The sequence below is a fragment of the Thermoanaerobaculum aquaticum genome, from assembly GCF_000687145.1.
Taxonomy (GTDB): domain Bacteria; phylum Acidobacteriota; class Thermoanaerobaculia; order Thermoanaerobaculales; family Thermoanaerobaculaceae; genus Thermoanaerobaculum; species Thermoanaerobaculum aquaticum.
Window position 1 is genome coordinate 1 of record NZ_JMFG01000005.1, and the last position, 19,090, is coordinate 19,090.

The window sequence follows — 19,090 nt, forward strand, 5'->3', positions numbered from 1 at the left end:
GATTTGGTGGAGTTGGAGGTCCGGGAGCTCTTGAGCCAGTACGATTTTCCCGGGGATGAGGTGCCGGTGATTCGCGGGAGTGCCTTGAAGGCTGGGCTTGCGGACTCGCCGGATCATCCGGATGCGAAGTGCATATGGGATTTGATTCAGGCTTTGGATGATTACGTGCCGGAGCCGGTGAGGGACATTGACAAGCCGTTCTTGATGCCCATTGAGGATGTGTTTTCGATTTCGGGGCGCGGGACGGTGGTGACGGGGCGAGTGGAGCGAGGGATTGTGAAGGTTGGGGATGAGGTGGAGATTGTCGGGTTTCGGCCGACGTTTAAGCGGGTGGTGACGGGTGTGGAGATGTTCCGGAAGCTGTTGGACCAGGGGCAAGCTGGGGACAACATTGGGATCTTGCTGCGGGGAACGGAGAAGCATGAGGTGGAGCGGGGCCAGGTGGTGGCGAAGCCTGGGAGCATTACGCCGCATGTGAAGTTCAAGGGGCAGGTGTACGTTTTGACGAAGGAGGAAGGGGGGCGGCACACGCCGTTCTTTAACGGGTACCGGCCGCAGTTTTACTTCCGGACGACGGATGTGACGGGGAGTGTGAAGTTGCCGGCGGGTGTAGAGATGGTGATGCCTGGGGACAACGTGGAGATCGAGGTGGAGTTGATCACGCCCATTGCGTTGGAGCAGGGTCTTCGTTTTGCCATCCGCGAAGGCGGCCGAACCGTCGGCGCCGGCACCGTGACCGAGATTGTGGAGTAAGACCATGGTCAAGGAAAGAATCCGCATTCGCCTTAAGGCCTACGATTACCGCTTGCTGGACCAGTCCACGGCGGAAATCGTGGACACCGCAAAGAGGACGGGAGCTGCGGTTTCCGGTCCCATACCGCTGCCAACCCAAATTCAGCGCTTCACGGTGTTGCGTTCGCCCCACGTGGACAAGAAATCCCGGGAGCAGTTCGAGATCCGAACCCACAAGCGCCTTTTGGACATCCTCGATCCCACCCAGCAAACCGTGGATGCGCTGATGAAGCTTGAGCTCCCGGCCGGTGTGGACGTGGAGATCAAGGCTTTCGGCGGGAAGAAGTGAGGGGGAAGCCATGGTGCGCGGGATTTTAGGCAGAAAGCTTGGGATGACGCAGATCTTCGATGAAAACGGCGAGCTGGTGCCCGTGACCGTGGTGCAGGCGGGACCCTGTGTGGTGGTCCAGGTTAAAACCCAAGCCAACGACGGCTACGATGCCGCTCAAATTGGCTTGGTGGAAGGCAAGCCGCCGCGGCACGTGCCGAAGCCTTTGGTGGGGCACTTTGCCAAGGCCCAGGTTCCGCCCACCCGCGTTTTGCGCGAGGTTCCGGTGGACGCTACAGCCGAAGTGAAGCCGGGGATGACCGTCCTTTGCGACATCTTTGCCCCGGGCGATGTGATCCGCGTGGTGGGGACCTCCAAGGGTAAGGGCTTCCAGGGGGCGGTGCGACGGCACCACTTCCGTGGTGGTGCGGCCTCTCACGGCTCCATGTTCCACCGGGCTCCCGGTTCCATTGGACCTTCGGCGTTCCCTTCCCGGGTCTTCCCTGGAACCAGGATGGCCGGTCGCATGGGCGGTGACACCGTAACCCTCAAGCGGGTGAAGGTGGTGAAGGTGGACGTGGAAAACAACCTGCTGTTCCTCAAAGGCGCGGTGCCGGGCGGCCGCAAGGCTTTGGTGCGCCTGGTGAAGGCGTGAGGGAGGCAAAGCTCATGAAACTGCCGGTTCGTAACTGGGAAAACAACGTCGTGGGCGAGGTGGAGGTGCCCGACGAGATCTTCGCGTACCCTCCCAGGCCGCACCTGGTGTGGGAGGTGGTCAAGGCTTACCTGGCCGGGCTGCGCCGTGGGACCCACGCCACCAAGACCCGGGGTATGGTTTCCGGTGGTGGCAAGAAGCCGTGGCGGCAAAAGGGCACAGGGCGCGCGCGCCATGGCTCCATCCGCTCGCCCCTTTGGCGGCACGGTGGAACGGTTTTTGGTCCCCAGCCTCGCGACTACACGCTGAAGGTCAACGTCAAAGCCAAGAAGAACGCGTTGAAGTCGGTGCTCTCCGAACGGCTGGCGCAGGGGCGGCTGCACGTTTTGGCCGATCTTGAGGTGCCGTCCCCCAAGACCAAGGAAATGGTGGCGCGGCTTTCCAAGCTGGGTTTGGCCGGGGAGAAGGTGCTGTTTGTGGATAGCTACGACAACCTGAACCTTCTTCTCGCTACCCGCAACCGTCCGGAGTTGGCCACCGAGGATGCGGGCCACGTGCACGTGTACGAGGTTTTGAACGCCAAACACGTGGTGTTCTCGCAGAAGGCCTTGCTGGCCTTGACGGAGGTGTTGGCCCAATGAAAGACCCGCGCGAGATTATCGTTCGTCCGCTCATTACCGAGAAGACCTCGGCCTTGCAGGAGCAGGCCAACGTCCTTTGCTTTGAGGTGGCGCCGGAGGCCAACAAGATCGAAATCCGGCAGGCGGTGGAAAAGCTCTTTGGGGTCAAGGTGGTCTCGGTGCAGGTCGTCAACATGCGCGGCAAGCTGCGGCGCTACGGGCGCTTTTCGGGGTTCAGGCCCGACTGGCGCAAGGCTTACGTGCGTTTGGCTCCGGGCGAAAAGGCCCCGGAGTTCTTCGAGAAGGTGTGAGGGGGTGAGGTATGGCACTGCGCAGCTTTAAGCCCACATCGCCCGGTATCAGGTTCAAAACGGTTCTGGACTTTTCGGAAATCACCAAGGTCGAACCGGAAAAGAGCCTCACCCACGGCATTACCCGCTCCGGGGGCCGGAACAACGAGGGGCATGAAACGGTTCGTTTCCGGGGGGGTGGTCACAAGCGCCTTTACCGCATCATTGACTTCAAGCGGGACAAGCGCAACATCCCGGCGAAGGTGGCGGCCATTGAGTATGACCCCAACCGCTCGGCGCGTATTGCCCTTCTCCACTACGCTGACGGTGAAAAGCGGTACATCCTGGCGCCCCTGGGTCTTAAGGTTGGGGATTCGGTGATTGCCGCCGAAAAGGCGGAAATTGTCCCCGGCAACGCCCTGCCTTTGGCCAACATCCCGGTGGGTGCCATGGTTCACAACGTGGAGCTGAAGCCAGGGCATGGCGGGCAACTGGTACGGGCCGCGGGTGCAGCGGCCCAGGTGATGGCGAAGGAAGGTAAGTACGTGACCTTGCGCTTGCCTTCGGGCGAAATGCGCATGGTGCTGGCCACCTGCTGGGCTACGGTGGGGCAGGTGGGCAACCTGGACCATGCCAACGTTTCCATTGGCAAAGCTGGGCGCACGCGGTGGCTTGGCCGCCGTCCCCACGTTCGTGGCACAGCCATGAACCCGGTGGATCACCCCCACGGTGGTGGCGAGGGGCGAACCAAAGGTGGGCGTCACCCCGTTTCTCCTTGGGGACAACCTACCAAGGGTTACAAGACCCGGCGCAACAAGCGCACGGATCGGTTTATCGTGAAGCGGCGGAAGTAGGAGGGGCACGATGGCACGTTCAATCAAAAAAGGTCCCTTTGTGGACAATTACCTGCTCAGTAAGGTGCAAAAGCTCAACGAAACCCGTCAGCGGCAGGTCATCAAGACGTACTCCCGTCGCTCCACGATCGTGCCGGAGATGGTGGGGCACACCATTGCCGTGCACAACGGGCAAAAGTTCATTCCGGTGTTTATCACAGAAAACATGGTGGGGCACAAGTTGGGCGAGTTTGCCCTGACCCGCACGTTCCGGGGACACGCGGGCACCAAGAAAGAGAAGGGCGCGGCTCACTGATGGGGGGTGCCATGGAAGCAAAAGCGCAACTCCGTTATTACCGAGGCTCGGCACAAAAAGTGCGGTTGGTAGCCGATCTCATCCGTGGCCAGCAGGTGACCAAGGCCTTGGCCACCCTGCGCCTCACCAAGAAGCGCTGCGCTCGAGACCTGGAAAAGCTGCTGCGCTCAGCGGTGGCGAACTTCGAGCAGAAGAGCCCGGGTGTGGACTCGGGTCGTTTGGTGATCCGGCGGGTGCAGGTGGACCAGGGGCCCAGCTGGAAGCGCTTCCGCGCCGGCTCTATGGGCCGGGCGTTTCCCAGGCTGCGACGCACCTGCCATATCGTTTTGGAAGTTGCGGATTTGCAAGGCTAGGAGGTTAATGTGGGCCAGAAGACACACCCCTACGGTTTCCGCTTAGGTTACAACCGCACCTGGCGGTCGCGCTGGTATGCGGAGAAGGACTACGCCAAATTGTTGCACGAGGATTTACGGCTGCGCAAGGAGCTCAAAGAGCGCCTTGCCCACGCCGGTGTGGCGGAGGTGGATATCGAGCGCACGGCCAACCGCATCCGCGTGACCATCATGGCGGCGCGGCCGGGGATCATCATCGGGCGCAAGGGTGCGGAGGTGGATAAGCTGGGCGAGGAGCTGCGCAAGCGCTACGGCCAGGATATCCACATCAACATCCAGGAGATCCAGCGGCCAGAAATCGAGGCGCAGCTCATCGCTGAGTCGGTGGCCCAGCAGCTGGTGCGGCGGGTTACGTTCCGGCGGGCCATGCGGCGGGCCATGGAAAACGCCTTGCGTTTTGGCGCCCAGGGTGTCAGAATCCGGTGCTCCGGGCGCTTGAACGGCGCCGAAATCGCCCGGTCCGAGTGGTACCAGGAGGGGCGGCTTCCTCTGCAAACGCTGAAAGCGGCCATTGATTACGGGTTTGCAGAGGCCTTTACCACGTACGGTGTGATTGGCGTTAAGGTTTGGGTTTACAAAGGCGAGCTACACCGCTCACGCGTGTTTCGCCGCCTGTAGGAAACGCGAGGTGCTGCCATGTTGATGCCGAAGAAGGTCAAGTTCCGGAAGCAGCAGCGGGGCCGCCGCCGGGGCATCGCCACCCGTGGCAACACGGTGGCCTTTGGTGACTACGGCTTGCAGGCCCTGGAGCCGGGCTGGATTACCGCCCGTCAAATTGAGGCGGCGCGTATTGCCATGACCCGGTACGTGAAGCGCGGTGGGAAGATCTGGATTCGCATTTTCCCTGACAAGCCGGTCACCAAGAAGCCCCTGGAAACCCGTATGGGAAAGGGTAAGGGGGCGCCGGAGGAGTGGGTGGCGGTGGTCAAGCCGGCGCGCATCCTCTACGAGATGGAAGGGGTAAGCGAGGAGGTGGCCCGCGAAGCGATGCGGCTGGCTGCCCACAAGCTTCCTATTAAGACTCGCTTTGTGGTACGGGGGCATGTGCGATGAAGGCCAAACAGCTGCGTGACCAATCCATTGAGGAGCTGCGGCGCACCGAGGCGGACCTTTTGGAGCAGCTCTTCAAGCTGCGTTTCCAGCGGGCCACGGGGCAAATGGAAAACCCCGGCAAGATCCGCCAGGTGCGGCGGGACATTGCCCGCGTGAAGACCGTGTTGCTGCAGCGATTGCGGGAAGTGGAGTAGCGTATGGAAAACCGTGGAGAATCGCGGAAGACCGTTAAAGTCGGTACGGTGGTATCGCTGGCTGGGGCCAAAAGCGTGGTGGTGCAGGTGGAGAGCATGGTCATGCACCCGCTGTACCACCGGTTCGTGAAGCGCTCTCGCAAGTTCATGGCCCACGACGAGAACGGCGAATGCGGGCTGGGCGATAAGGTGCAAATCGTGGAGTGCCGGCCCTTGTCCCGGCGCAAGCGCTTTCGCGTGCAGCGGGTCATTGAGCGGGCGAAGTAAGGGGGGTGAGCCATGATCCAAATGCGAACGATGCTCAACGTGGCGGATAACTCGGGAGCTAAGAAGCTCATGGCCATTCGCCATTTGGGCGGCTCATCGGTGGGTCGTTACGCCAAACTCGGGGACATCGTGGTGTGCTCGGTGAAAGAAGCGGCCCCTGACTCAGACATCAAAAAGGGCTCGGTGGTGAAGGCGGTTATCGTGCGCATGCGGCGCACCCACCGCCGCAAGGACGGCTCGTACATCCGCTTCGACGACAACGCTGCGGTGCTCATCAACAACCAACGGGAACCCATTGGCACCCGCGTGTTCGGGCCGGTGGCCAGGGAGCTCAGGGAGCGCCGCTTCATGAAGATCGTGTCCCTTGCCCCCGAGGTCCTGTAGGAGGCAACTATGGGCGGGTTCAAGATCAAGAAGGGTGACCAGGTGCTGGTGATTGCCGGCAAGGACCGCGGGAAGAAGGGAAAGGTCCTGCGGGTGGACCGCCAGCGGGGGCGAGTGGTGGTGGAACACGTGAACATGATCAAGAGGCACACCCGTCCCAACCCGCGGGCCGGGGTGCAGGGTGGCATCGTGGAGCGGGAAGCCCCCATCCACATTTCCAACGTGATGGTCATTTCCCCGGACTCGGGTCGCCCGAGCCGGGTGGGGATTAAGGTGCTCGAGGACGGCCGCCGCGTGCGGTATGCCAAGGTAGATGGCGCGATTCTCGACCAATAAAGGGAGGGTACGGTGGCGCGCTTAAAGGAGAAGTACGAAAAGGAAGTGGTTCCCAAGCTCGTTGCCGAGTTTGGGATTAAAAACCCCATGGCGGTCCCCAGGATCGTCAAGGTGGTCTGCAACATTGGCATTGGGGAGGCGTCCCGCCAGCCCAAGCTGATGGAGCAGGCCCTGGAGGAGTTGGCGGCGATCACCGGCCAAAAGCCGGTGGTGCGCAAGGCCCGCAAGTCCATCGCCCAGTTCAAGCTGCGGGTGGGCATGCAGGTGGGCTGCATGGTGACGTTGCGGCGGGAGCGCATGTACGAGTTTCTGGATCGCTTGCTCAACATTGCCCTGCCCCGTGTGCGCGACTTCCGCGGTCTTTCACCCCGCGGTTTCGATGGGCGCGGGAACTACACCTTGGGGATCAAGGACCACCTGATCTTTCCCGAGGTGGACTACACCAAAGTGGAACGACCCAAGGGCATGAACGTAACGGTGGTGACAACGGCCGAAACGGATGACCAGGCTCGGTTCTTGCTGGCCGAGCTCGGCTTCCCCTTCGCCAAGAGTTAGGAGGCAGGAAGTGGCACGGACGTGTTTTTTTGCCAAGGCCGCGAGGAAGCCCAAGTTTAAGGTGCGGCACCGCAACCGCTGCAAGCTCTGCGGGCGGCCGCGTGGGTACATGCGCAAGTTTGAGCTCTGCCGTATCTGTTTCCGCAAGCTGGCCCTGGAGGGGTACCTCCCCGGGGTCACTAAGGCGAGCTGGTAGGGGGTGGCCATGACCATGACCGACCCAATTGCCGACTTTCTTACCCGCATCCGCAATGCGGTAATGGCGGGCAAGGATCGGGTGGACGTCCCGGCCTCTCGCCTCAAGCTGGAGCTCACCAAGATCCTCAAGGAGGAGGGGTTCATCCGCACCTTCAAGGTCCTGGAGGAGGGGCCGCAGGGAACCATCCGCCTTTACCTCCGTTACTCTCCTGAGGGTGAGCCGGCCATCCACGGCATTGAGCGGGTTTCTCGTCCGGGACGCCGGGTGTATATGGGTGTGGACGAGCTGCCTTCGGTGCGGAGGGGAATTGGGATTGCCGTGGTTTCCACCTCCAAGGGTCTCATGACCGACGCCCGGGCCCGCGAGCTGCGCGTGGGCGGCGAGGTCATGTGCAAGGTTTGGTAGGGGGTGGCTATGTCACGGGTAGGAAAAAAGCCAATTGAGATCCCCAAGGGGGTTGAGGTTCACGTGGGCAACGGTGTGGTGCAGGTAAAGGGGCCCAAAGGCAGCTTGCTGCAGCCGATTCCTGCCGGAATCGCGGTAACGGTGGAGGAAGGCAAGGTGGTGGTGACCCGGGCCTCCGACGAGCAACAGCTGCGGGCGCTCCACGGCACCACCCGGGCCCTTTTGGCCAACGCCATTGCCGGTGTTTCTCAGGGCTTCAAGCGGGAGCTGGACATCGTGGGTGTGGGGTACAAGGCCGAAATTAAAGGCCCCCGGGAGCTGGTGTTCACCCTGGGTTACTCGCACCCGGTGAATTTCCCGCTGCCCGAGGGCATCCAGGTGTCCTACGACGCCAAGGCCAACCGCCTCACCCTGGAGGGCATTGACAAGCACCTGGTGGGTCAGGTGGCAGCGCGGATCCGCATGCTGCGGCCACCGGATCCCTACAAGGGCAAGGGCATTAAGTACGCGGACGAGGTCTTGAAGCTTAAGGCTGGGAAGTCGGGAGCGTGAGTATGGCTCGCTACGAAGATCGTAAGTCACGCAGACGGCGAATCCACTGGCGGATTCGCAAGGTGGTCCATGGCACTCCTGAGCGGCCGCGCCTGGTGGTGTACCGCTCCTTAAACCACGTGTACGCCCAGGTGGTGGACGACGTGGCGGGGAAAACCCTGGTGGCGGCTTCCACCCTCGAGAAGGAGCTGCGGCAGGGCTTGTCCCACTGCGGCAACAAACAGGCGGCGCGTGTGGTGGGACGCGCCATTGCCGAAAGGGCCAAAGAAAAGGGCATTACAACCGTTGTTTTCGACCGGGCGGGCTTCCGCTACCACGGTGTGGTAAAGGAACTGGCTGATGCCGCTCGCGAAGCAGGTTTGCACTTTTAGGGGCGCGCTATGGAAGATCGCGAATACCAACTGATTGATCGGGTGGTACACGTCAACCGGGTGACCAAGGTCGTGAAGGGGGGCAAGAACCTCTCGTTCTCGGCACTGGTGGTGGTGGGCGACGGCAACGGCCGGGTGGGCTTTGGCACCGGCAAGGCCAGAGAAGTTCCCCAAGCCATCAAGAAAGCCACGGAACAAGCGAAGAGGGCCATGATCGAGGTACCGCGTGAGGGAACCACCATCCCCCATGAGGTCATTGGGCACTTTGGCGCGGGGAAGGTCATCCTCCGGCCCGCTTCTCCCGGTACCGGTGTCATTGCCGGGGGCACGGTTCGCGCCATCATGGAAGCGGCGGGGATCGGCGACATCCTCACCAAATCCCTGCGCTCCACCAACCCCTATAACCTGGTGCGCGCCACCTTTGCTGCCCTGGAGCAGCTCACGCCCAAGGAAAAAGCTCTGGCCCTGCGGCGTATGGAGGAAACGGCCGAGCCACCTGAAACCGAGGTGCCCAAGGGACCCATTCCGGAGGTTGAGGTATGACGCCGCGAGCGAGAAAAGAGAAAAAGCAAGGGCTTTTGCGCATCACTCAGGTGCGCAGCCGTATCGGTAACCCCAAGAAGGTGGCGGTGGTGCTGACCCGCGGCCTGGGCCTCGGGCGTATTGGAAAGTACGTCATCCTGCCTGACAACCCGTACACCCGCGGGATGATCGCCAAAGTACCGCACCTTGTGCGCGTAGAACCCTACGAGGAGTAGCCTATGGAACTCTCAAATCTCACGCCGAGAAAGGGCGCAACCAAAGACCGCAAGCGCGTGGGGCGGGGTCCGGGCTCCGGTCACGGGAAAACCGCCGGTCGTGGGCATAAGGGCGCTCTCTCCCGCTCGGGCACCCGTCGTCGCCGCAACTTTGAAGGCGGACAGATGCCGCTGGTGCGGCGCTTGCCCAAGCGCGGGTTTACCAACATCTTTGCCAAGGAAATGGCCATCGTGAACCTCGAGCAGCTGGAGCGCTTTCCAGCGGGGACCGAGGTGACCCCGGAGCTTCTGGTGGCCGAGGGCCTCGTGAAGAAGCTGGGGGATGGCGTCAAAATCCTGGCCAAAGGGCAAATTACCCGGCCCCTGGTGGTGAAGGCCCACAAGTTTTCCGCGCAAGCCAAGGCTGCCATTGAAGCCGCCGGCGGACGCTGCGAGGTGCTGGCCCCATGATCGAGAGCCTGCGCAACATCTTTGCCATTCCCGACCTGCGCAAGCGGGTCCTGTTTACCTTCCTTTTGCTGGCGGTTTACCGGTTGGGGTCGTACATTCCGGTGCCCGGCATTAACCCGGAAGCGCTGGAGGAGTTCACGCGGCAAGCCCAGGGCACCATCCTCGGGTTTTTGAACCTCTTTTCCGGTGGTGCTCTGGGGCGCATGACCGTGTTTGCCCTGGGCATCATGCCCTACATTTCCGCCTCCATCATCCTGCAGCTTTTGACGGTGGTTTGGCCTTACCTAGAGAAGCTCTCCAAGGAAGGGGAGTTGGGGCGGAAGAAGATCACCCAGTGGACCCGCTACGGGACGGTGATCCTTTCCATCATCCAGGGCTCCGGTATTGCCGTGTTTCTGGAAAAGACCACGGCCCCGGGGGGTGCGCCGTTGGTGCCTCACCCCGGTTGGGGTTTCCGTTTCCTTACGGTGCTGACCCTGGTCACCGGTACGGCCTTCGTCATGTGGCTGGGTGAGCAAATTACCGAACGGGGAGTTGGCAACGGCATCTCCCTCATCATCTTTGCGGGCATTGTGGTGGGGTTGCCCCGGGCCATTCTGAACACCCTGGAGGACATCCGCACCGGTGCCATGAGCATCTTCACCGCCGTGATCTTTATCGTCTTTGCCTTTGCGGTGGTGGCGGCCATTGTGCTCATGGAACGGGCCCAGCGCCGCATCCCGGTGCAGTACGCCAAGAGGGTGGTGGGCCGCCGCATCATGGGTGGCCAGAGCACCTACCTGCCGTTGCGCCTGAACACCGGCGGCGTGATCCCGGTGATCTTTGCCGCGTCCATCCTTTCGTTCCCTCAGACCCTTTCCCAGCTCTTCCAGCACCCATGGGTGGCCGCGGTGTCGCGGGCGCTGGCTTACGGCGAGCCTCTTTACAACCTCTTCTACGTGGCCTCCATTATCTTCTTCTGCTACTTCTACACCTCCATCATCTTCAACCCTGAGGACACCGCCGATAACCTGCGTAAGTACGGTGGCTTTATCCCCGGTGTGCGCGCCGGTCAGCCCACCGCCGATTTCATTGACCGCGTCCTCACCCGCATCACCTTCGTGGGTGCCATTTACCTGGCGCTGGTGGCCATTCTCCCGGAAATCCTCATCGTTGGCTTCAAAGTGGCGCCCATCCCCGTTATTGGGCCGTTCCTTGATTCGCTGTTGCCGCGGTGGTTCACCGAAGGTTTGGGGGTGAAGTTCTACTTTGGCGGCACCTCGCTGCTCATCGTGGTGGGTGTGGCCATGGATACCGTGGCGCAAATCGAGGCGCAACTGGTGATGCGGCACTACGAGGGCTTTGTGAAGGGTCGGCGGTTGCGGGGTCGGCGAGGCTAGGATGGTGACCCGGGCTTTGGATGTGGTGCTCTTGGGCCCGCCCGGTGCGGGTAAGGGGACGCAAGCCAAGCGTTTGGCCGCCACCTTCAACCTTCTGCACATCTCCACCGGTGACCTGTTGCGGGAGGAAGTGGGCAAGGGCAGCGAGTTGGGCCAGCAAGCGGCGAGCTACATGCAAAAGGGCGAGCTGGTCCCCGATGATCTGGTGGCGAAAATGCTGGTCACCCGCCTGCACAGCCAGCAGGGCTTGGCGGGTTGTGTGTTTGACGGCTACCCCCGGACCCGGGCGCAAGCTGAGCTTTTGGACGGGCTTCTGGCGGAACTGGGGCGCCGGGTGGACGTGGCGGTGTACCTGGAGGTTCCCGACGACGAGGTGGTGGCGAGGCTGGGCGGGCGTCGTTCCTGCCCCTCCTGCGGTGCGGTGTACCACCTGCGCACCCAGCCTCCGGCCCGGGATGGGGTTTGCGATGTGTGCGGCAGCCAGCTGGTGGTGCGGGAGGACGATAAGGAGGAGGTCATCCGCCAGCGGCTGGCCGTCTACCGCACCCACACCGAACCGCTTCTGGAGCTCTACGGTGGGCGTGGGGTGCTGGCCAGGGTTCCCGGCCAGGGCACACCTGAGGAGGTGTTCCTGCGGCTTGCCGACGCCGTGCGGGGAGGGCGCGAGCGTTGATGGTCCTCAAGACCCGGGCGGAGCTGGCGGTGATGCACAAGGCCAACGCTTTAGTGCAGGAAACCCTGCGCATGCTTGCCGATCACGTGCGCCCCGGGGTTTCCACCGCCGAGCTTGACCGGCTGGCCGAGGACTTCATCCTCGCCAAGGGCGCCAAGCCCGCATTCAAGGGGTACCACGGCTATCCCGCTACCCTCTGCACCTCGGTGAACGACGTGATCGTCCACGGGATTCCGTCCGAGCGTTGCATCCTCAAGGAGGGGGACATCATTTCCCTGGACTGCGGGGTAGTGGTGGATGGGTTTTACGGCGATGGGGCGGTCACTTTGCCGGTGGGGAAGATCTCCCCAGAGGCCCAGCGCCTCCTGCAGGTCACCCGCGAGTGCCTGGAGCTGGCGGTGAAGGAAGCTCGCCCCGGACGGCGGCTGGGCGATGTGTCGGCAGCCATCCAGAGGCACGCCGAGGAGGCAGGTTTCTCCGTGGTCCGGGAGTTCGTGGGCCACGGCATTGGGCGCTCGCTCCACGAGGACCCGCAGGTTTGCAATTACGGAGTCCCCGGTACGGGGCCCGAGCTGAGACCCGGTTTGGTACTGGCCATCGAGCCCATGGTCAACGAAGGTAGCCCCCATGTGCGCGTGGACGCCGATGGCTGGACAGCGCGCACGGAAGACGGTAAACTTTCCGCCCATTTTGAGTACTCCGTGGCCGTCACGGAAAACGGCCCCTGGGTGCTCGGAGTGGAAGGGTAAGGAGTGGGGATGGCGAAAGAGGAGGCCATCGAGGTCATGGCCACCGTTGTGGAAGCCTTGCCCAACGCGGTGTTCCGCGTTGAGCTGGAAAATGGTCACACGGTGCTCGCCCACATTTCTGGGAAAATGCGGAAGCACTTCATCCGCATTCTCCCTGGGGACAAGGTGCTGGTGGAGCTTTCACCGTACGACCTGACCCGCGGGCGCATCGTGTACCGCTACCGGTGAGGAGAGGGGTATGAAAGTTCGTTCGTCGGTTCGTCGGATTTGCGCGAAATGCAAGATCGTCCGTCGCAAAGGGGTCATTCGCGTGATTTGCGAAAACCCCAAGCACAAGCAACGGCAGGGTTAAGGGAGGAAGACTGTGGCCCGCATTGTTGGTGTTGATTTGCCGCCAAACAAGCACGTGGAGATCGGCCTCACCTACATCTACGGCATTGGCCGTTCGCTGGCCAAGAAGATCCTGGCCAAGGCCGGTGTGGACGGGATGGTCAAGTGCAAGGACCTCTCCGAAGATGAGGTGCGCCGCATTGCCCGGGTCATCCAGGAAGAGGACATCAAGGTTGAGGGTGACCTGCGCAAGGAAATAGCCATGAACATCAAGCGCCTCATGGAAATCGGCTGCTACCGTGGGGTGCGGCACCGGCGGGGTTTGCCGGTTCGGGGCCAGCGCACGCATACCAACGCCCGCACCCGTAAGGGCCCGCGGCGGGCAACGGTGGCCAAGAAGAAGAAGGTAGCCAAGTGAGGAGGGTGAAGTAACCATGGCAAAAACGCAAGGAGCAAAAAAGCCCCGGCGGCGTGAAAAGAAAAACGTGCCTCATGCGGTGGCCCACATTCAGGCCACCTTCAACAACACCATCGTGACCATCACCGACCCTTCGGGGAACACCATTTGCTGGAGCTCGGCCGGGCGCATTGGTTACAAGGGATCCCGCAAGGGCACCCCCTACGCCGCGCAGCTGGCGGCCCGCAACGCCGCCGAGCAAGCGCAGGAGCACGGGGTGCGGTCGGTGGACGTGCACATCAAGGGCCCCGGGGCCGGACGGGAATCGGCCATTCGGGCGCTGGCCGCCTCGGGCTTGGAAATCAAGAGCATTAAGGACGTCACCCCCATTCCTCACAACGGTTGCCGTCCGCCCAAGCGGCGCAGGGTGTAAAGGTTTAAGGAGGAACACGTGGCAAGGTACACAGGACCGGTTTGCAAGCTTTGCCGGCGGGAAGGCATGAAGCTCTTCCTCAAGGGGGAGCGGTGCTTTAAGGAAAAGTGCGCGGTGGAGCGGCGGGCTTACGCCCCTGGGGAGCACGGGAAGCGCCGCAACAAGATGCAGCCCTACGGCCTGCAGCTGCGGGAAAAGCAAAAAGTGCGTCGCGTTTACGGCGTGCTGGAGGCCCAGTTCCGGCGCTACTTTGAAGAGGCGGCGCGGCAAAAGGGCGTCACCGGCGAGAACCTGCTCCGCCTGTTGGAGCTGCGCCTGGACAACGTGGTGTACTCGCTGGGCTTTGCGTCTTCCCGGGCCCAGGCCCGGCAGCTGGTGCGACACGGGCACATCCTGGTCAACGGGCGGAAGGTCAACATTCCGTCGTTCTCCGTGAAGCCGGGCATGGAAATCGCGCTGCGCGAGAAGATGCGCTCCAACCTCTTCGTTCAGGAAGCGCTGGAAACCGCCCAGGCCCGGGGCGTGCCCCCGTGGCTGGAGCTGGATGCCGAAAACTTCAAGGGGAAGGTCCTGGCCCTGCCCACCCGCAGCGACATCCGCACGCCGGTACAAGAGCAACTGATCGTCGAGCTGTACTCGCGGTAAGGAGGGGTCATGAGAACCTTGGAAATTGTTAAGCCCCAAAGCGTGGAGTTTGACCGCAAGGCCTCCACGACCACCTATGGGGTTTTCACAGCACAGCCCTTTGAGCGCGGCTGGGGGGTGACGGTGGGCAACGCCCTCCGTCGCATCCTGCTGTCGTCCATTGAAGGTGCGGCGGTGACCGCGGTGCGCATCAACGGCGTGGCTCACGAGCTGGACAGCGTCCCCGGCCTGGTGGAGGACGTCACCGACTTCATCCTCAACCTCAAGCGGGTGCCGCTGCGGCTGCACTCGGGGGTGAAAACCACCGCCACCATTTCCGTCACCGGCCCGGGAACCATCACCGCTGCCGACATTAAGGCCGGCTCCGAGCTGGAGGTGGTGGATCAAAGCGTGTATCTGGGCCAGCTTTCGGAGAAAACCAAGCTGGAGGCCGAGCTCATCATTGAGCGCGGGCGCGGGTGGGTCCCTTCGGAGGAGCGGCGGGATGAGGAGCGGGGCATTGGCTTTATCCCTGTGGATGCTTCCTTCTCACCGGTGCGGAAGGCCAACTTCCGCATTGAGCCGGCCCGTGTGGGGCAAGCCACCGACTACGAAAAGCTGATCCTGGAAATTTGGACTAACGGCGCCATCACCCCACACACTGCCCTGGTGGAAGCGGCGCAGCTCCTTTCCGAGCATCTGGCCATCTTTGGGACTCAGGCGCCGCTGGCAGCAGCGGCGGCGGGCGGAGCTGCCGGGAAGCTGGGGCAGGGGATTGAGGTCCTGGAGCTCGCCAAGGCCACGGAAACGGCCTTGCGCAACGCCGGCATTCTCACCCTCCGCGACCTGGTGGCACGCACCGAGGATGAGCTTCTGGAGCTGCCGCGGCTGGGTAAAACCGCCGTGAGCGCCATCAAAAAGGCCTTGGACCGCGAGGGGCTGGCCCTGGGCATGCCCGTTTCGGGCGCGTAACGGAACATAAGGAGGCGAACCATGCGACACAACCGCGCTGGCAGAAAGCTCGGCCGCGTTTCCGAACACCGGCGGGCCCTGTTCCGCAACCAGTTGCTTTCGCTTATAAAGCACGAGCGCATCATCACCACCTTGCCCAAGGCCAAGGAGCTTCGGCCCATTGCCGAACGCATGGTGACCTTGGGGCGCAAGAACTCGGTTCACGCCCGTCGTTTGGTGAACCGCTGGATTTCCGATCGGGACCTCATCAAGAAGCTGTTTTCGGAAATCGCCCCCCGCTTTGCCACCCGCCCCGGCGGTTACACCCGGATTGTGAAGCTCGGACCTCGCAAGGGCGATGGGGCCGAGCTGGCCATCCTGGAGTTCGTGGATTACAAGCTGCCGGAAGCCAAGAAGGCCAAGGAAGCGAAAGAAGAAAAGGCCAAGGAAAAGAGCGCCTAAGTTGGGCGTGGGTGGCGCTAAAAAATCTGGGGACTGAGCCGATGAACCTGAAAAAGGTCGTATTGGCTTTGCTGCTTCTCCTGGGGATAGGGGTCCCCCAGGTGGGTGCGGTTTCCATGGGGCTGCCAGCGCTCACCCCGGATTTGAGCGTTTTGCCGCTCTACAGCTTCCGGATTGATTTTGGGGCCCTGACCGTGTTGCAAATGCGTTCCCTGCGCTCCCAGCGACCGGGCGACCTTTGGGGGCCGTACCTGGCCATTACCTACGGGGCGGCGCCCAACGCTGAGCTTTCGGTGGACGGCATGATTTACAAAGTTTTCGAACCTGAACGGGGCAAGGGTTCCAGCGCCGTGGGCGACTTTGCGGTTTGGGGGAAGTTCATCCTGGGCGATGCCCGAGAGCGCTTGAAGTACGGGGTGCGGTTCGGCGCCAAGCTGCCCAACACCCCCTCCAACAAGGACTTCGGCACCAACCAAACGGACTTCTTCATGCACGTTTTTGCCGGTGCTCCTTTCCGCGGCTGGGAAGTGTCGGCCTTTGGGGGGATCGGCATCCTGGAGCGCCCCCGCGGCGAGGAGTCCCAGGACGACATCGCCATGGTGGGTGTGCTGGGGAAGCGGCCTTTCGGCAAGGGAACCCTTCGCGTGGAAGCCCAGGGTTTTACCAAATCGCGAATTTACGGGGACAACTGGGCTCTGGCGGCCAACCTGGAATGGCCCGTTTCGCCTTCCTTTGCCGTCCTCGGTGGCGGCCAAATTTCCAAAGGCCGCTTTTACGGTTCCGGCGAGATCCGCATCGGCCTCGTGGCCCGGTTTTAGAGCAAACCCAACATCCGCAACCCTCCCCCCGGTAAAACACCGGGGTTTTTTTGTTTCTCCTTGGTAGCCGACCCGTCACTGCAGGAACAGGCCTTCGGCCCCCTTGACACCGGATTTGATCTCTTGTATAACCATATGGTGATGGAGGGAGCATGAGACGTGGAGTTTGGATGCTCGTGTGTTCTTTGGGGCTTTGGGCCAGCAGCACATGGGCCCGGGAGTTGAGCCTGGAAGAAGCCATGCGTCTGGCGCGGGAGCGGCAAGCCACGGTGCAGGCGGCCAAAGCCGAAGAGGAAGCGGCCGCGCAGCGCGTGAATCAAGCCAAGGGCTTCCGCCTTCCCAGCCTGCGCTTCGATGAGGTGTTCATCCGCACCGACTCACCGGCTGAGGCCTTTGCCCTCAAGCTCAACCAGGAGCGCTTTTCCTTTCCAACCTTCATGACCACAGATCCCAACCGCCCGAAAAAGCTGGACACCGCCATTTCCCGCTTTGAGCTGCAGCTGCCGGTGTACACGGGCGGGGAGCTCTCTTCCCGGATCGCCCAAGCCCAGCGCTTTGCGGAAAGCAAAACGCTGGCCAGACAGTGGGCTGAGCGGCAAGCGGCCCTGGCTGCGGCGGAGGCCTACGTGATGCTGGCCCAAGCCCAGGAGTACGTGGCGTTGCTGCAGAAGGCTCGCGACACGGTGGCGGCCCATGTGGCTTTGGCCAAGGCGTACGTGGATCAGGGCATGCTGGTGGAAGCCGAGTACCTGCGGGCGCAGGTGGAGCTTTCACGGCTTGAAGACCTCTTGGCGCAGGCCAAAGGCCAGGAAGAAGTTGCGCAAGCCAACCTGGCTTTCCGGCTGGGCCTGGAGCAAACGGAGCGCTTTGAGATTAAGCCCTTGGCATTGCCTGCCGGGCCCGCTGGTGGCCTTGAGGAGTACCTGGCCACCGCGGAAGCCCGCCCCGATGTGAGGGGGGCCGAGGCCATGGTTAAGGCCGCGGAGCTGGAAGCCCAGGTGAAAAAGGCCGCCTTCCTGCCCAAGGCGGGGATCGTGGCCCGAGCTGACTGGGTGGACGACACGCTCTTTGGCACCCACGGCGACAGCACCACGGTAATGGCCGTGGTGGGAGCCAACCTCTTTGCCGGCGGGTCTGACCGTGCGGCGGTGGCGGCCGCCCGGGCCGAAGCGCGCGCGGGAAGCGAGCAGGTGAGGTTTGCCCGCCAGGGGGTGGCGCTGGAAGTGCGGCAAGCGTACGTGGAAGCGCAGGTGGCGGTGGCACGGGTGGCCACCGCCCGCAAAGCCCTGCAGGCCGCGGCGGAGGTGGAACGGGTCACTACCGAGCGGTTCCGGCAGGGGGTGGTGAAGATGATTGACCTTTTGGACGCCGACACCGCCCGGCGGGAAGCGGAAACGCGAGAGCTGGTGGCGCGAGCTGAAGCGCACCTGGCCCTTTTGCGCCTGGCCGTCAAAGCCGGCCGGGAACCGGAATCGGCGCTGCAGTAGGTTTTTCGCAAGGAGGAGATCATGAGCAAGACGTGGGTTTGGGTTTTGACCTTGGGAGTTTTGGCTGCGGGTTGCAAAGGGGGAAAGGACCACGTGGCGGCCCCCGCCCAGGAGGTAGGGAGCGTGAAAGCCCGCGTGGTGGCGGTCAATGCCGTCACGAAAAAGGAGCAGCACGCGGTGATGGGCACGGTGGAAGCGGAAAAGACCGCAGCGGTGTCCTCTCGCGTGATGGCCACGGTGCTGGCGGTTCACGTGAAACCGGGAGATCGGGTGCGCAAGGGGCAAGTGCTGGTGGACATCGATCCCGAGACCGCCAAGGGCCAGGAGGCTCAGGCCCGCGGGGCTTTGGCGCAAGCTCGTGCGGCATTGGCCTTGGCTGAAAGGAACTTCCAGCGCTTCAAGGCCCTTTACGAGGCCAAGGCCGCTTCTGAACTGGAGCTCGATATGGCCAAAATGCTGTACGAGCAAGCCAAAGGAGCGGTAGAGCAGGCGGAGGGTGCGGTGGCAGCAGCCAGCTCCGTGGCCAGGGAAAGCCGGGTGGTGGCGCCCTTCGACGGTTACGTCACCGCCAAGCTGGTGGAAGCGGGGGACCTGGCGGCGCCCGGCCGACCGCTGGTGATGCTGGAGTCGGCCACCGGTAGGCGCTTGGTGGTTACCGTGCCCGAGGGCACGTGGTCGCAAGTGGCCTTGAGCCTGGGCCAGGAAGTGCCGGTGACCCTGGATGCCCAACCCGGAAGGGCGTTTACCGGAAAGGTGGTGGAAATCACGCCCTCAGCTGATCCCGCCACGCACTCCTTCACGGTCAAGCTGGCCCTGGATCAAGAGGGGGTTCCGGCCGGCTCGGCGGGGCGTGCCCTGCTGCCCGGGGCCCAGCGTCAGGCCTTCCTGCTACCCAAGGAGGCGGTCCTCAACGTGGGCGGCCTCACCATGGTGGTGGTGGTGGATGCCCAGGGCCAGGCGCGATCCCGGGTGGTCACCATGGGACCGGAGGAAAACGGGATGGTGGAGGTGCTTTCCGGCCTTTCGGGGAGCGAACGGGTGCTGGTGGATCTGCCCCAGCCCCCAGCGGATGGAGCGCGGGTGGAGGAGGTGTAAGC

General features: G+C 62.8%; 35 protein-coding genes. All 35 read left to right on the forward strand.

What is annotated here, in order from left to right; genetic code table 11:
* Positions 1-753 (forward strand): EF-Tu C-terminal domain-related protein (locus EG19_RS01735; protein ID WP_038046756.1); only part of this gene is annotated, 753 nt, incomplete at its 5' end.
* A gap of 4 nt (positions 754-757) precedes the next feature.
* Positions 758-1,081 (forward strand): 30S ribosomal protein S10, encoded by a 324-nt coding sequence (gene rpsJ, locus EG19_RS01740; RefSeq protein ID WP_038046758.1) that lies wholly within the window; start codon positions 758-760, stop codon positions 1,079-1,081.
* A 10-nt stretch (positions 1,082-1,091) separates the two neighbouring features.
* Positions 1,092-1,715 carry a 50S ribosomal protein L3 gene (gene rplC / locus EG19_RS01745; protein WP_038046761.1) on the forward strand — a complete coding sequence of 208 codons (624 nt, stop codon included), beginning with the start codon at positions 1,092-1,094 and terminating at the stop codon, positions 1,713-1,715.
* A gap of 14 nt (positions 1,716-1,729) precedes the next feature.
* On the forward strand, positions 1,730-2,356 hold the full coding sequence (rplD, locus tag EG19_RS01750) for a 50S ribosomal protein L4 (protein ID WP_053334759.1): 627 nt from the start codon (positions 1,730-1,732) through the stop codon (positions 2,354-2,356).
* Complete coding sequence (locus tag EG19_RS01755) at positions 2,353-2,646, forward strand: 50S ribosomal protein L23 (protein ID WP_038046764.1); 294 nt, start codon at positions 2,353-2,355, stop codon at positions 2,644-2,646. Before rplD ends, EG19_RS01755 begins: the two co-directional genes overlap by 4 nt.
* An 11-nt stretch (positions 2,647-2,657) precedes the next feature.
* Positions 2,658-3,479: a 50S ribosomal protein L2 gene (gene rplB, locus EG19_RS01760; RefSeq protein ID WP_038046770.1), complete on the forward strand. Its 822-nt coding sequence runs from the start codon at positions 2,658-2,660 to the stop codon at positions 3,477-3,479.
* A 10-nt stretch (positions 3,480-3,489) separates the two neighbouring features.
* On the forward strand, positions 3,490-3,774 hold the full coding sequence (gene rpsS / locus EG19_RS01765) for a 30S ribosomal protein S19 (RefSeq protein ID WP_038046773.1): 285 nt from the start codon (positions 3,490-3,492) through the stop codon (positions 3,772-3,774).
* A gap of 11 nt (positions 3,775-3,785) precedes the next feature.
* Entirely contained in the window at positions 3,786-4,127 is a 342-nt protein-coding gene (gene rplV, locus EG19_RS01770) for a 50S ribosomal protein L22 (RefSeq protein ID WP_038046991.1), read from the forward strand.
* 9 nt (positions 4,128-4,136) lie between these two features.
* Positions 4,137-4,784 (forward strand): 30S ribosomal protein S3, encoded by a 648-nt coding sequence (gene rpsC / locus EG19_RS01775; protein ID WP_038046776.1) that lies wholly within the window; start codon positions 4,137-4,139, stop codon positions 4,782-4,784.
* A gap of 18 nt (positions 4,785-4,802) precedes the next feature.
* Complete coding sequence (gene rplP / locus EG19_RS01780; RefSeq protein WP_038046779.1) at positions 4,803-5,219, forward strand: 50S ribosomal protein L16; 417 nt, start codon at positions 4,803-4,805, stop codon at positions 5,217-5,219.
* Positions 5,216-5,413, forward strand: a complete 198-nt coding sequence (gene rpmC / locus EG19_RS01785) for a 50S ribosomal protein L29 (protein ID WP_038046781.1) — start codon at positions 5,216-5,218, stop codon at positions 5,411-5,413. Before rplP ends, rpmC begins: the two co-directional genes overlap by 4 nt.
* A 3-nt stretch (positions 5,414-5,416) precedes the next feature.
* Positions 5,417-5,680 (forward strand): 30S ribosomal protein S17, encoded by a 264-nt coding sequence (gene rpsQ / locus EG19_RS01790; protein WP_038046785.1) that lies wholly within the window; start codon positions 5,417-5,419, stop codon positions 5,678-5,680.
* Positions 5,681-5,692: 12 nt separating this feature from the next.
* Positions 5,693-6,064 carry a 50S ribosomal protein L14 gene (rplN, locus tag EG19_RS01795; RefSeq protein ID WP_038046788.1) on the forward strand — a complete coding sequence of 124 codons (372 nt, stop codon included), beginning with the start codon at positions 5,693-5,695 and terminating at the stop codon, positions 6,062-6,064.
* A 9-nt stretch (positions 6,065-6,073) separates the two neighbouring features.
* Positions 6,074-6,400: a 50S ribosomal protein L24 gene (gene rplX, locus EG19_RS01800; protein ID WP_038046790.1), complete on the forward strand. Its 327-nt coding sequence runs from the start codon at positions 6,074-6,076 to the stop codon at positions 6,398-6,400.
* A gap of 12 nt (positions 6,401-6,412) precedes the next feature.
* Complete coding sequence (rplE, locus tag EG19_RS01805) at positions 6,413-6,955, forward strand: 50S ribosomal protein L5 (RefSeq protein ID WP_038046793.1); 543 nt, start codon at positions 6,413-6,415, stop codon at positions 6,953-6,955.
* A gap of 10 nt (positions 6,956-6,965) precedes the next feature.
* A complete protein-coding gene (locus EG19_RS01810) occupies positions 6,966-7,151 on the forward strand; it encodes a type Z 30S ribosomal protein S14 (protein ID WP_038046795.1) in 186 nt (61 codons plus the stop codon).
* A 9-nt stretch (positions 7,152-7,160) separates the two neighbouring features.
* Positions 7,161-7,559, forward strand: coding sequence for a 30S ribosomal protein S8 (gene rpsH / locus EG19_RS01815; RefSeq protein WP_038046798.1), 399 nt, complete (start codon positions 7,161-7,163; stop codon positions 7,557-7,559).
* A gap of 9 nt (positions 7,560-7,568) precedes the next feature.
* Positions 7,569-8,111: a 50S ribosomal protein L6 gene (gene rplF, locus EG19_RS01820; RefSeq protein WP_038046800.1), complete on the forward strand. Its 543-nt coding sequence runs from the start codon at positions 7,569-7,571 to the stop codon at positions 8,109-8,111.
* A 2-nt stretch (positions 8,112-8,113) separates the two neighbouring features.
* Positions 8,114-8,482 (forward strand): 50S ribosomal protein L18, encoded by a 369-nt coding sequence (gene rplR / locus EG19_RS01825; RefSeq protein ID WP_038046802.1) that lies wholly within the window; start codon positions 8,114-8,116, stop codon positions 8,480-8,482.
* Positions 8,483-8,491: 9 nt separating this feature from the next.
* Positions 8,492-9,025 (forward strand): 30S ribosomal protein S5, encoded by a 534-nt coding sequence (rpsE, locus tag EG19_RS01830; RefSeq protein WP_038046804.1) that lies wholly within the window; start codon positions 8,492-8,494, stop codon positions 9,023-9,025.
* Complete coding sequence (gene rpmD / locus EG19_RS01835) at positions 9,022-9,240, forward strand: 50S ribosomal protein L30 (RefSeq protein WP_053334760.1); 219 nt, start codon at positions 9,022-9,024, stop codon at positions 9,238-9,240. The genes rpsE and rpmD overlap by 4 nt, the downstream gene beginning before the upstream one ends.
* 3 nt (positions 9,241-9,243) lie before the next feature.
* Positions 9,244-9,690, forward strand: coding sequence for a 50S ribosomal protein L15 (gene rplO, locus EG19_RS01840; RefSeq protein WP_038046806.1), 447 nt, complete (start codon positions 9,244-9,246; stop codon positions 9,688-9,690).
* Positions 9,687-11,069: a preprotein translocase subunit SecY gene (secY, locus tag EG19_RS01845; protein ID WP_038046808.1), complete on the forward strand. Its 1,383-nt coding sequence runs from the start codon at positions 9,687-9,689 to the stop codon at positions 11,067-11,069. Before rplO ends, secY begins: the two co-directional genes overlap by 4 nt.
* Position 11,070: 1 nt before the next feature.
* Positions 11,071-11,742 carry an adenylate kinase gene (locus EG19_RS01850; protein WP_152543852.1) on the forward strand — a complete coding sequence of 224 codons (672 nt, stop codon included), beginning with the start codon at positions 11,071-11,073 and terminating at the stop codon, positions 11,740-11,742.
* Entirely contained in the window at positions 11,739-12,491 is a 753-nt protein-coding gene (gene map / locus EG19_RS01855) for a type I methionyl aminopeptidase (RefSeq protein ID WP_038046810.1), read from the forward strand. The genes EG19_RS01850 and map overlap by 4 nt, the downstream gene beginning before the upstream one ends.
* A gap of 9 nt (positions 12,492-12,500) precedes the next feature.
* Complete coding sequence (gene infA, locus EG19_RS01860) at positions 12,501-12,719, forward strand: translation initiation factor IF-1 (RefSeq protein WP_038046812.1); 219 nt, start codon at positions 12,501-12,503, stop codon at positions 12,717-12,719.
* A 10-nt stretch (positions 12,720-12,729) separates the two neighbouring features.
* Entirely contained in the window at positions 12,730-12,843 is a 114-nt protein-coding gene (gene rpmJ / locus EG19_RS13030) for a 50S ribosomal protein L36 (RefSeq protein WP_081799841.1), read from the forward strand.
* A 12-nt stretch (positions 12,844-12,855) separates the two neighbouring features.
* Entirely contained in the window at positions 12,856-13,239 is a 384-nt protein-coding gene (rpsM, locus tag EG19_RS01865; RefSeq protein WP_038046814.1) for a 30S ribosomal protein S13, read from the forward strand.
* A gap of 16 nt (positions 13,240-13,255) precedes the next feature.
* Complete coding sequence (gene rpsK / locus EG19_RS01870; protein WP_038046816.1) at positions 13,256-13,651, forward strand: 30S ribosomal protein S11; 396 nt, start codon at positions 13,256-13,258, stop codon at positions 13,649-13,651.
* Positions 13,652-13,669: 18 nt separating this feature from the next.
* Positions 13,670-14,296 (forward strand): 30S ribosomal protein S4, encoded by a 627-nt coding sequence (gene rpsD / locus EG19_RS01875; protein WP_038046818.1) that lies wholly within the window; start codon positions 13,670-13,672, stop codon positions 14,294-14,296.
* A gap of 9 nt (positions 14,297-14,305) precedes the next feature.
* Positions 14,306-15,247, forward strand: coding sequence for a DNA-directed RNA polymerase subunit alpha (locus tag EG19_RS01880; protein WP_053334761.1), 942 nt, complete (start codon positions 14,306-14,308; stop codon positions 15,245-15,247).
* Positions 15,248-15,268: 21 nt separating this feature from the next.
* The gene (rplQ, locus tag EG19_RS01885) at positions 15,269-15,688 is read left to right on the forward strand and encodes a 50S ribosomal protein L17 (protein WP_038046820.1); all 420 of its coding nucleotides are present in this window, start codon (positions 15,269-15,271) and stop codon (positions 15,686-15,688) included.
* 41 nt (positions 15,689-15,729) lie between these two features.
* Complete coding sequence (locus EG19_RS01890; RefSeq protein ID WP_038046823.1) at positions 15,730-16,506, forward strand: hypothetical protein; 777 nt, start codon at positions 15,730-15,732, stop codon at positions 16,504-16,506.
* A 152-nt stretch (positions 16,507-16,658) separates the two neighbouring features.
* Positions 16,659-17,993: a TolC family protein gene (locus EG19_RS01895; protein WP_081799842.1), complete on the forward strand. Its 1,335-nt coding sequence runs from the start codon at positions 16,659-16,661 to the stop codon at positions 17,991-17,993.
* A 21-nt stretch (positions 17,994-18,014) separates the two neighbouring features.
* Positions 18,015-19,088 (forward strand): efflux RND transporter periplasmic adaptor subunit, encoded by a 1,074-nt coding sequence (locus tag EG19_RS01900; RefSeq protein ID WP_038046829.1) that lies wholly within the window; start codon positions 18,015-18,017, stop codon positions 19,086-19,088.
* Positions 19,089-19,090: the final 2 nt, after the last annotated feature.

What these genes read in the sequence shown, in the direction of transcription:
- EG19_RS01890 (WP_038046823.1), top strand. Translation starts at nt 15,730, where the DNA reads ATGAACCTGAAAAAGGTCGTATTGGCTTTGCTGCTTCTCCTGGGGATA.
- infA (WP_038046812.1), top strand. Translation starts at nt 12,501, where the DNA reads ATGGCGAAAGAGGAGGCCATCGAGGTCATGGCCACCGTTGTGGAAGCC.
- rplC (WP_038046761.1), top strand. Translation starts at nt 1,092, where the DNA reads ATGGTGCGCGGGATTTTAGGCAGAAAGCTTGGGATGACGCAGATCTTC.
- rplV (WP_038046991.1), top strand. Translation starts at nt 3,786, where the DNA reads ATGGAAGCAAAAGCGCAACTCCGTTATTACCGAGGCTCGGCACAAAAA.
- rpmJ (WP_081799841.1), top strand. Translation starts at nt 12,730, where the DNA reads ATGAAAGTTCGTTCGTCGGTTCGTCGGATTTGCGCGAAATGCAAGATC.
- rpmC (WP_038046781.1), top strand. Translation starts at nt 5,216, where the DNA reads ATGAAGGCCAAACAGCTGCGTGACCAATCCATTGAGGAGCTGCGGCGC.
- secY (WP_038046808.1), top strand. Translation starts at nt 9,687, where the DNA reads ATGATCGAGAGCCTGCGCAACATCTTTGCCATTCCCGACCTGCGCAAG.
- rpsK (WP_038046816.1), top strand. Translation starts at nt 13,256, where the DNA reads ATGGCAAAAACGCAAGGAGCAAAAAAGCCCCGGCGGCGTGAAAAGAAA.
- EG19_RS01755 (WP_038046764.1), top strand. Translation starts at nt 2,353, where the DNA reads ATGAAAGACCCGCGCGAGATTATCGTTCGTCCGCTCATTACCGAGAAG.
- rplR (WP_038046802.1), top strand. Translation starts at nt 8,114, where the DNA reads ATGGCTCGCTACGAAGATCGTAAGTCACGCAGACGGCGAATCCACTGG.
- rpsJ (WP_038046758.1), top strand. Translation starts at nt 758, where the DNA reads ATGGTCAAGGAAAGAATCCGCATTCGCCTTAAGGCCTACGATTACCGC.
- rplB (WP_038046770.1), top strand. Translation starts at nt 2,658, where the DNA reads ATGGCACTGCGCAGCTTTAAGCCCACATCGCCCGGTATCAGGTTCAAA.
- rplF (WP_038046800.1), top strand. Translation starts at nt 7,569, where the DNA reads ATGTCACGGGTAGGAAAAAAGCCAATTGAGATCCCCAAGGGGGTTGAG.
- EG19_RS01895 (WP_081799842.1), top strand. Translation starts at nt 16,659, where the DNA reads ATGAGACGTGGAGTTTGGATGCTCGTGTGTTCTTTGGGGCTTTGGGCC.
- rplD (WP_053334759.1), top strand. Translation starts at nt 1,730, where the DNA reads ATGAAACTGCCGGTTCGTAACTGGGAAAACAACGTCGTGGGCGAGGTG.
- rpsS (WP_038046773.1), top strand. Translation starts at nt 3,490, where the DNA reads ATGGCACGTTCAATCAAAAAAGGTCCCTTTGTGGACAATTACCTGCTC.
- rpsH (WP_038046798.1), top strand. Translation starts at nt 7,161, where the DNA reads ATGACCATGACCGACCCAATTGCCGACTTTCTTACCCGCATCCGCAAT.
- rplX (WP_038046790.1), top strand. Translation starts at nt 6,074, where the DNA reads ATGGGCGGGTTCAAGATCAAGAAGGGTGACCAGGTGCTGGTGATTGCC.
- rplQ (WP_038046820.1), top strand. Translation starts at nt 15,269, where the DNA reads ATGCGACACAACCGCGCTGGCAGAAAGCTCGGCCGCGTTTCCGAACAC.
- rpsE (WP_038046804.1), top strand. Translation starts at nt 8,492, where the DNA reads ATGGAAGATCGCGAATACCAACTGATTGATCGGGTGGTACACGTCAAC.
- rplO (WP_038046806.1), top strand. Translation starts at nt 9,244, where the DNA reads ATGGAACTCTCAAATCTCACGCCGAGAAAGGGCGCAACCAAAGACCGC.
- rpmD (WP_053334760.1), top strand. Translation starts at nt 9,022, where the DNA reads ATGACGCCGCGAGCGAGAAAAGAGAAAAAGCAAGGGCTTTTGCGCATC.
- EG19_RS01850 (WP_152543852.1), top strand. Translation starts at nt 11,071, where the DNA reads ATGGTGACCCGGGCTTTGGATGTGGTGCTCTTGGGCCCGCCCGGTGCG.
- rplN (WP_038046788.1), top strand. Translation starts at nt 5,693, where the DNA reads ATGATCCAAATGCGAACGATGCTCAACGTGGCGGATAACTCGGGAGCT.
- rpsQ (WP_038046785.1), top strand. Translation starts at nt 5,417, where the DNA reads ATGGAAAACCGTGGAGAATCGCGGAAGACCGTTAAAGTCGGTACGGTG.
- EG19_RS01880 (WP_053334761.1), top strand. Translation starts at nt 14,306, where the DNA reads ATGAGAACCTTGGAAATTGTTAAGCCCCAAAGCGTGGAGTTTGACCGC.
- rplP (WP_038046779.1), top strand. Translation starts at nt 4,803, where the DNA reads ATGTTGATGCCGAAGAAGGTCAAGTTCCGGAAGCAGCAGCGGGGCCGC.
- EG19_RS01900 (WP_038046829.1), top strand. Translation starts at nt 18,015, where the DNA reads ATGAGCAAGACGTGGGTTTGGGTTTTGACCTTGGGAGTTTTGGCTGCG.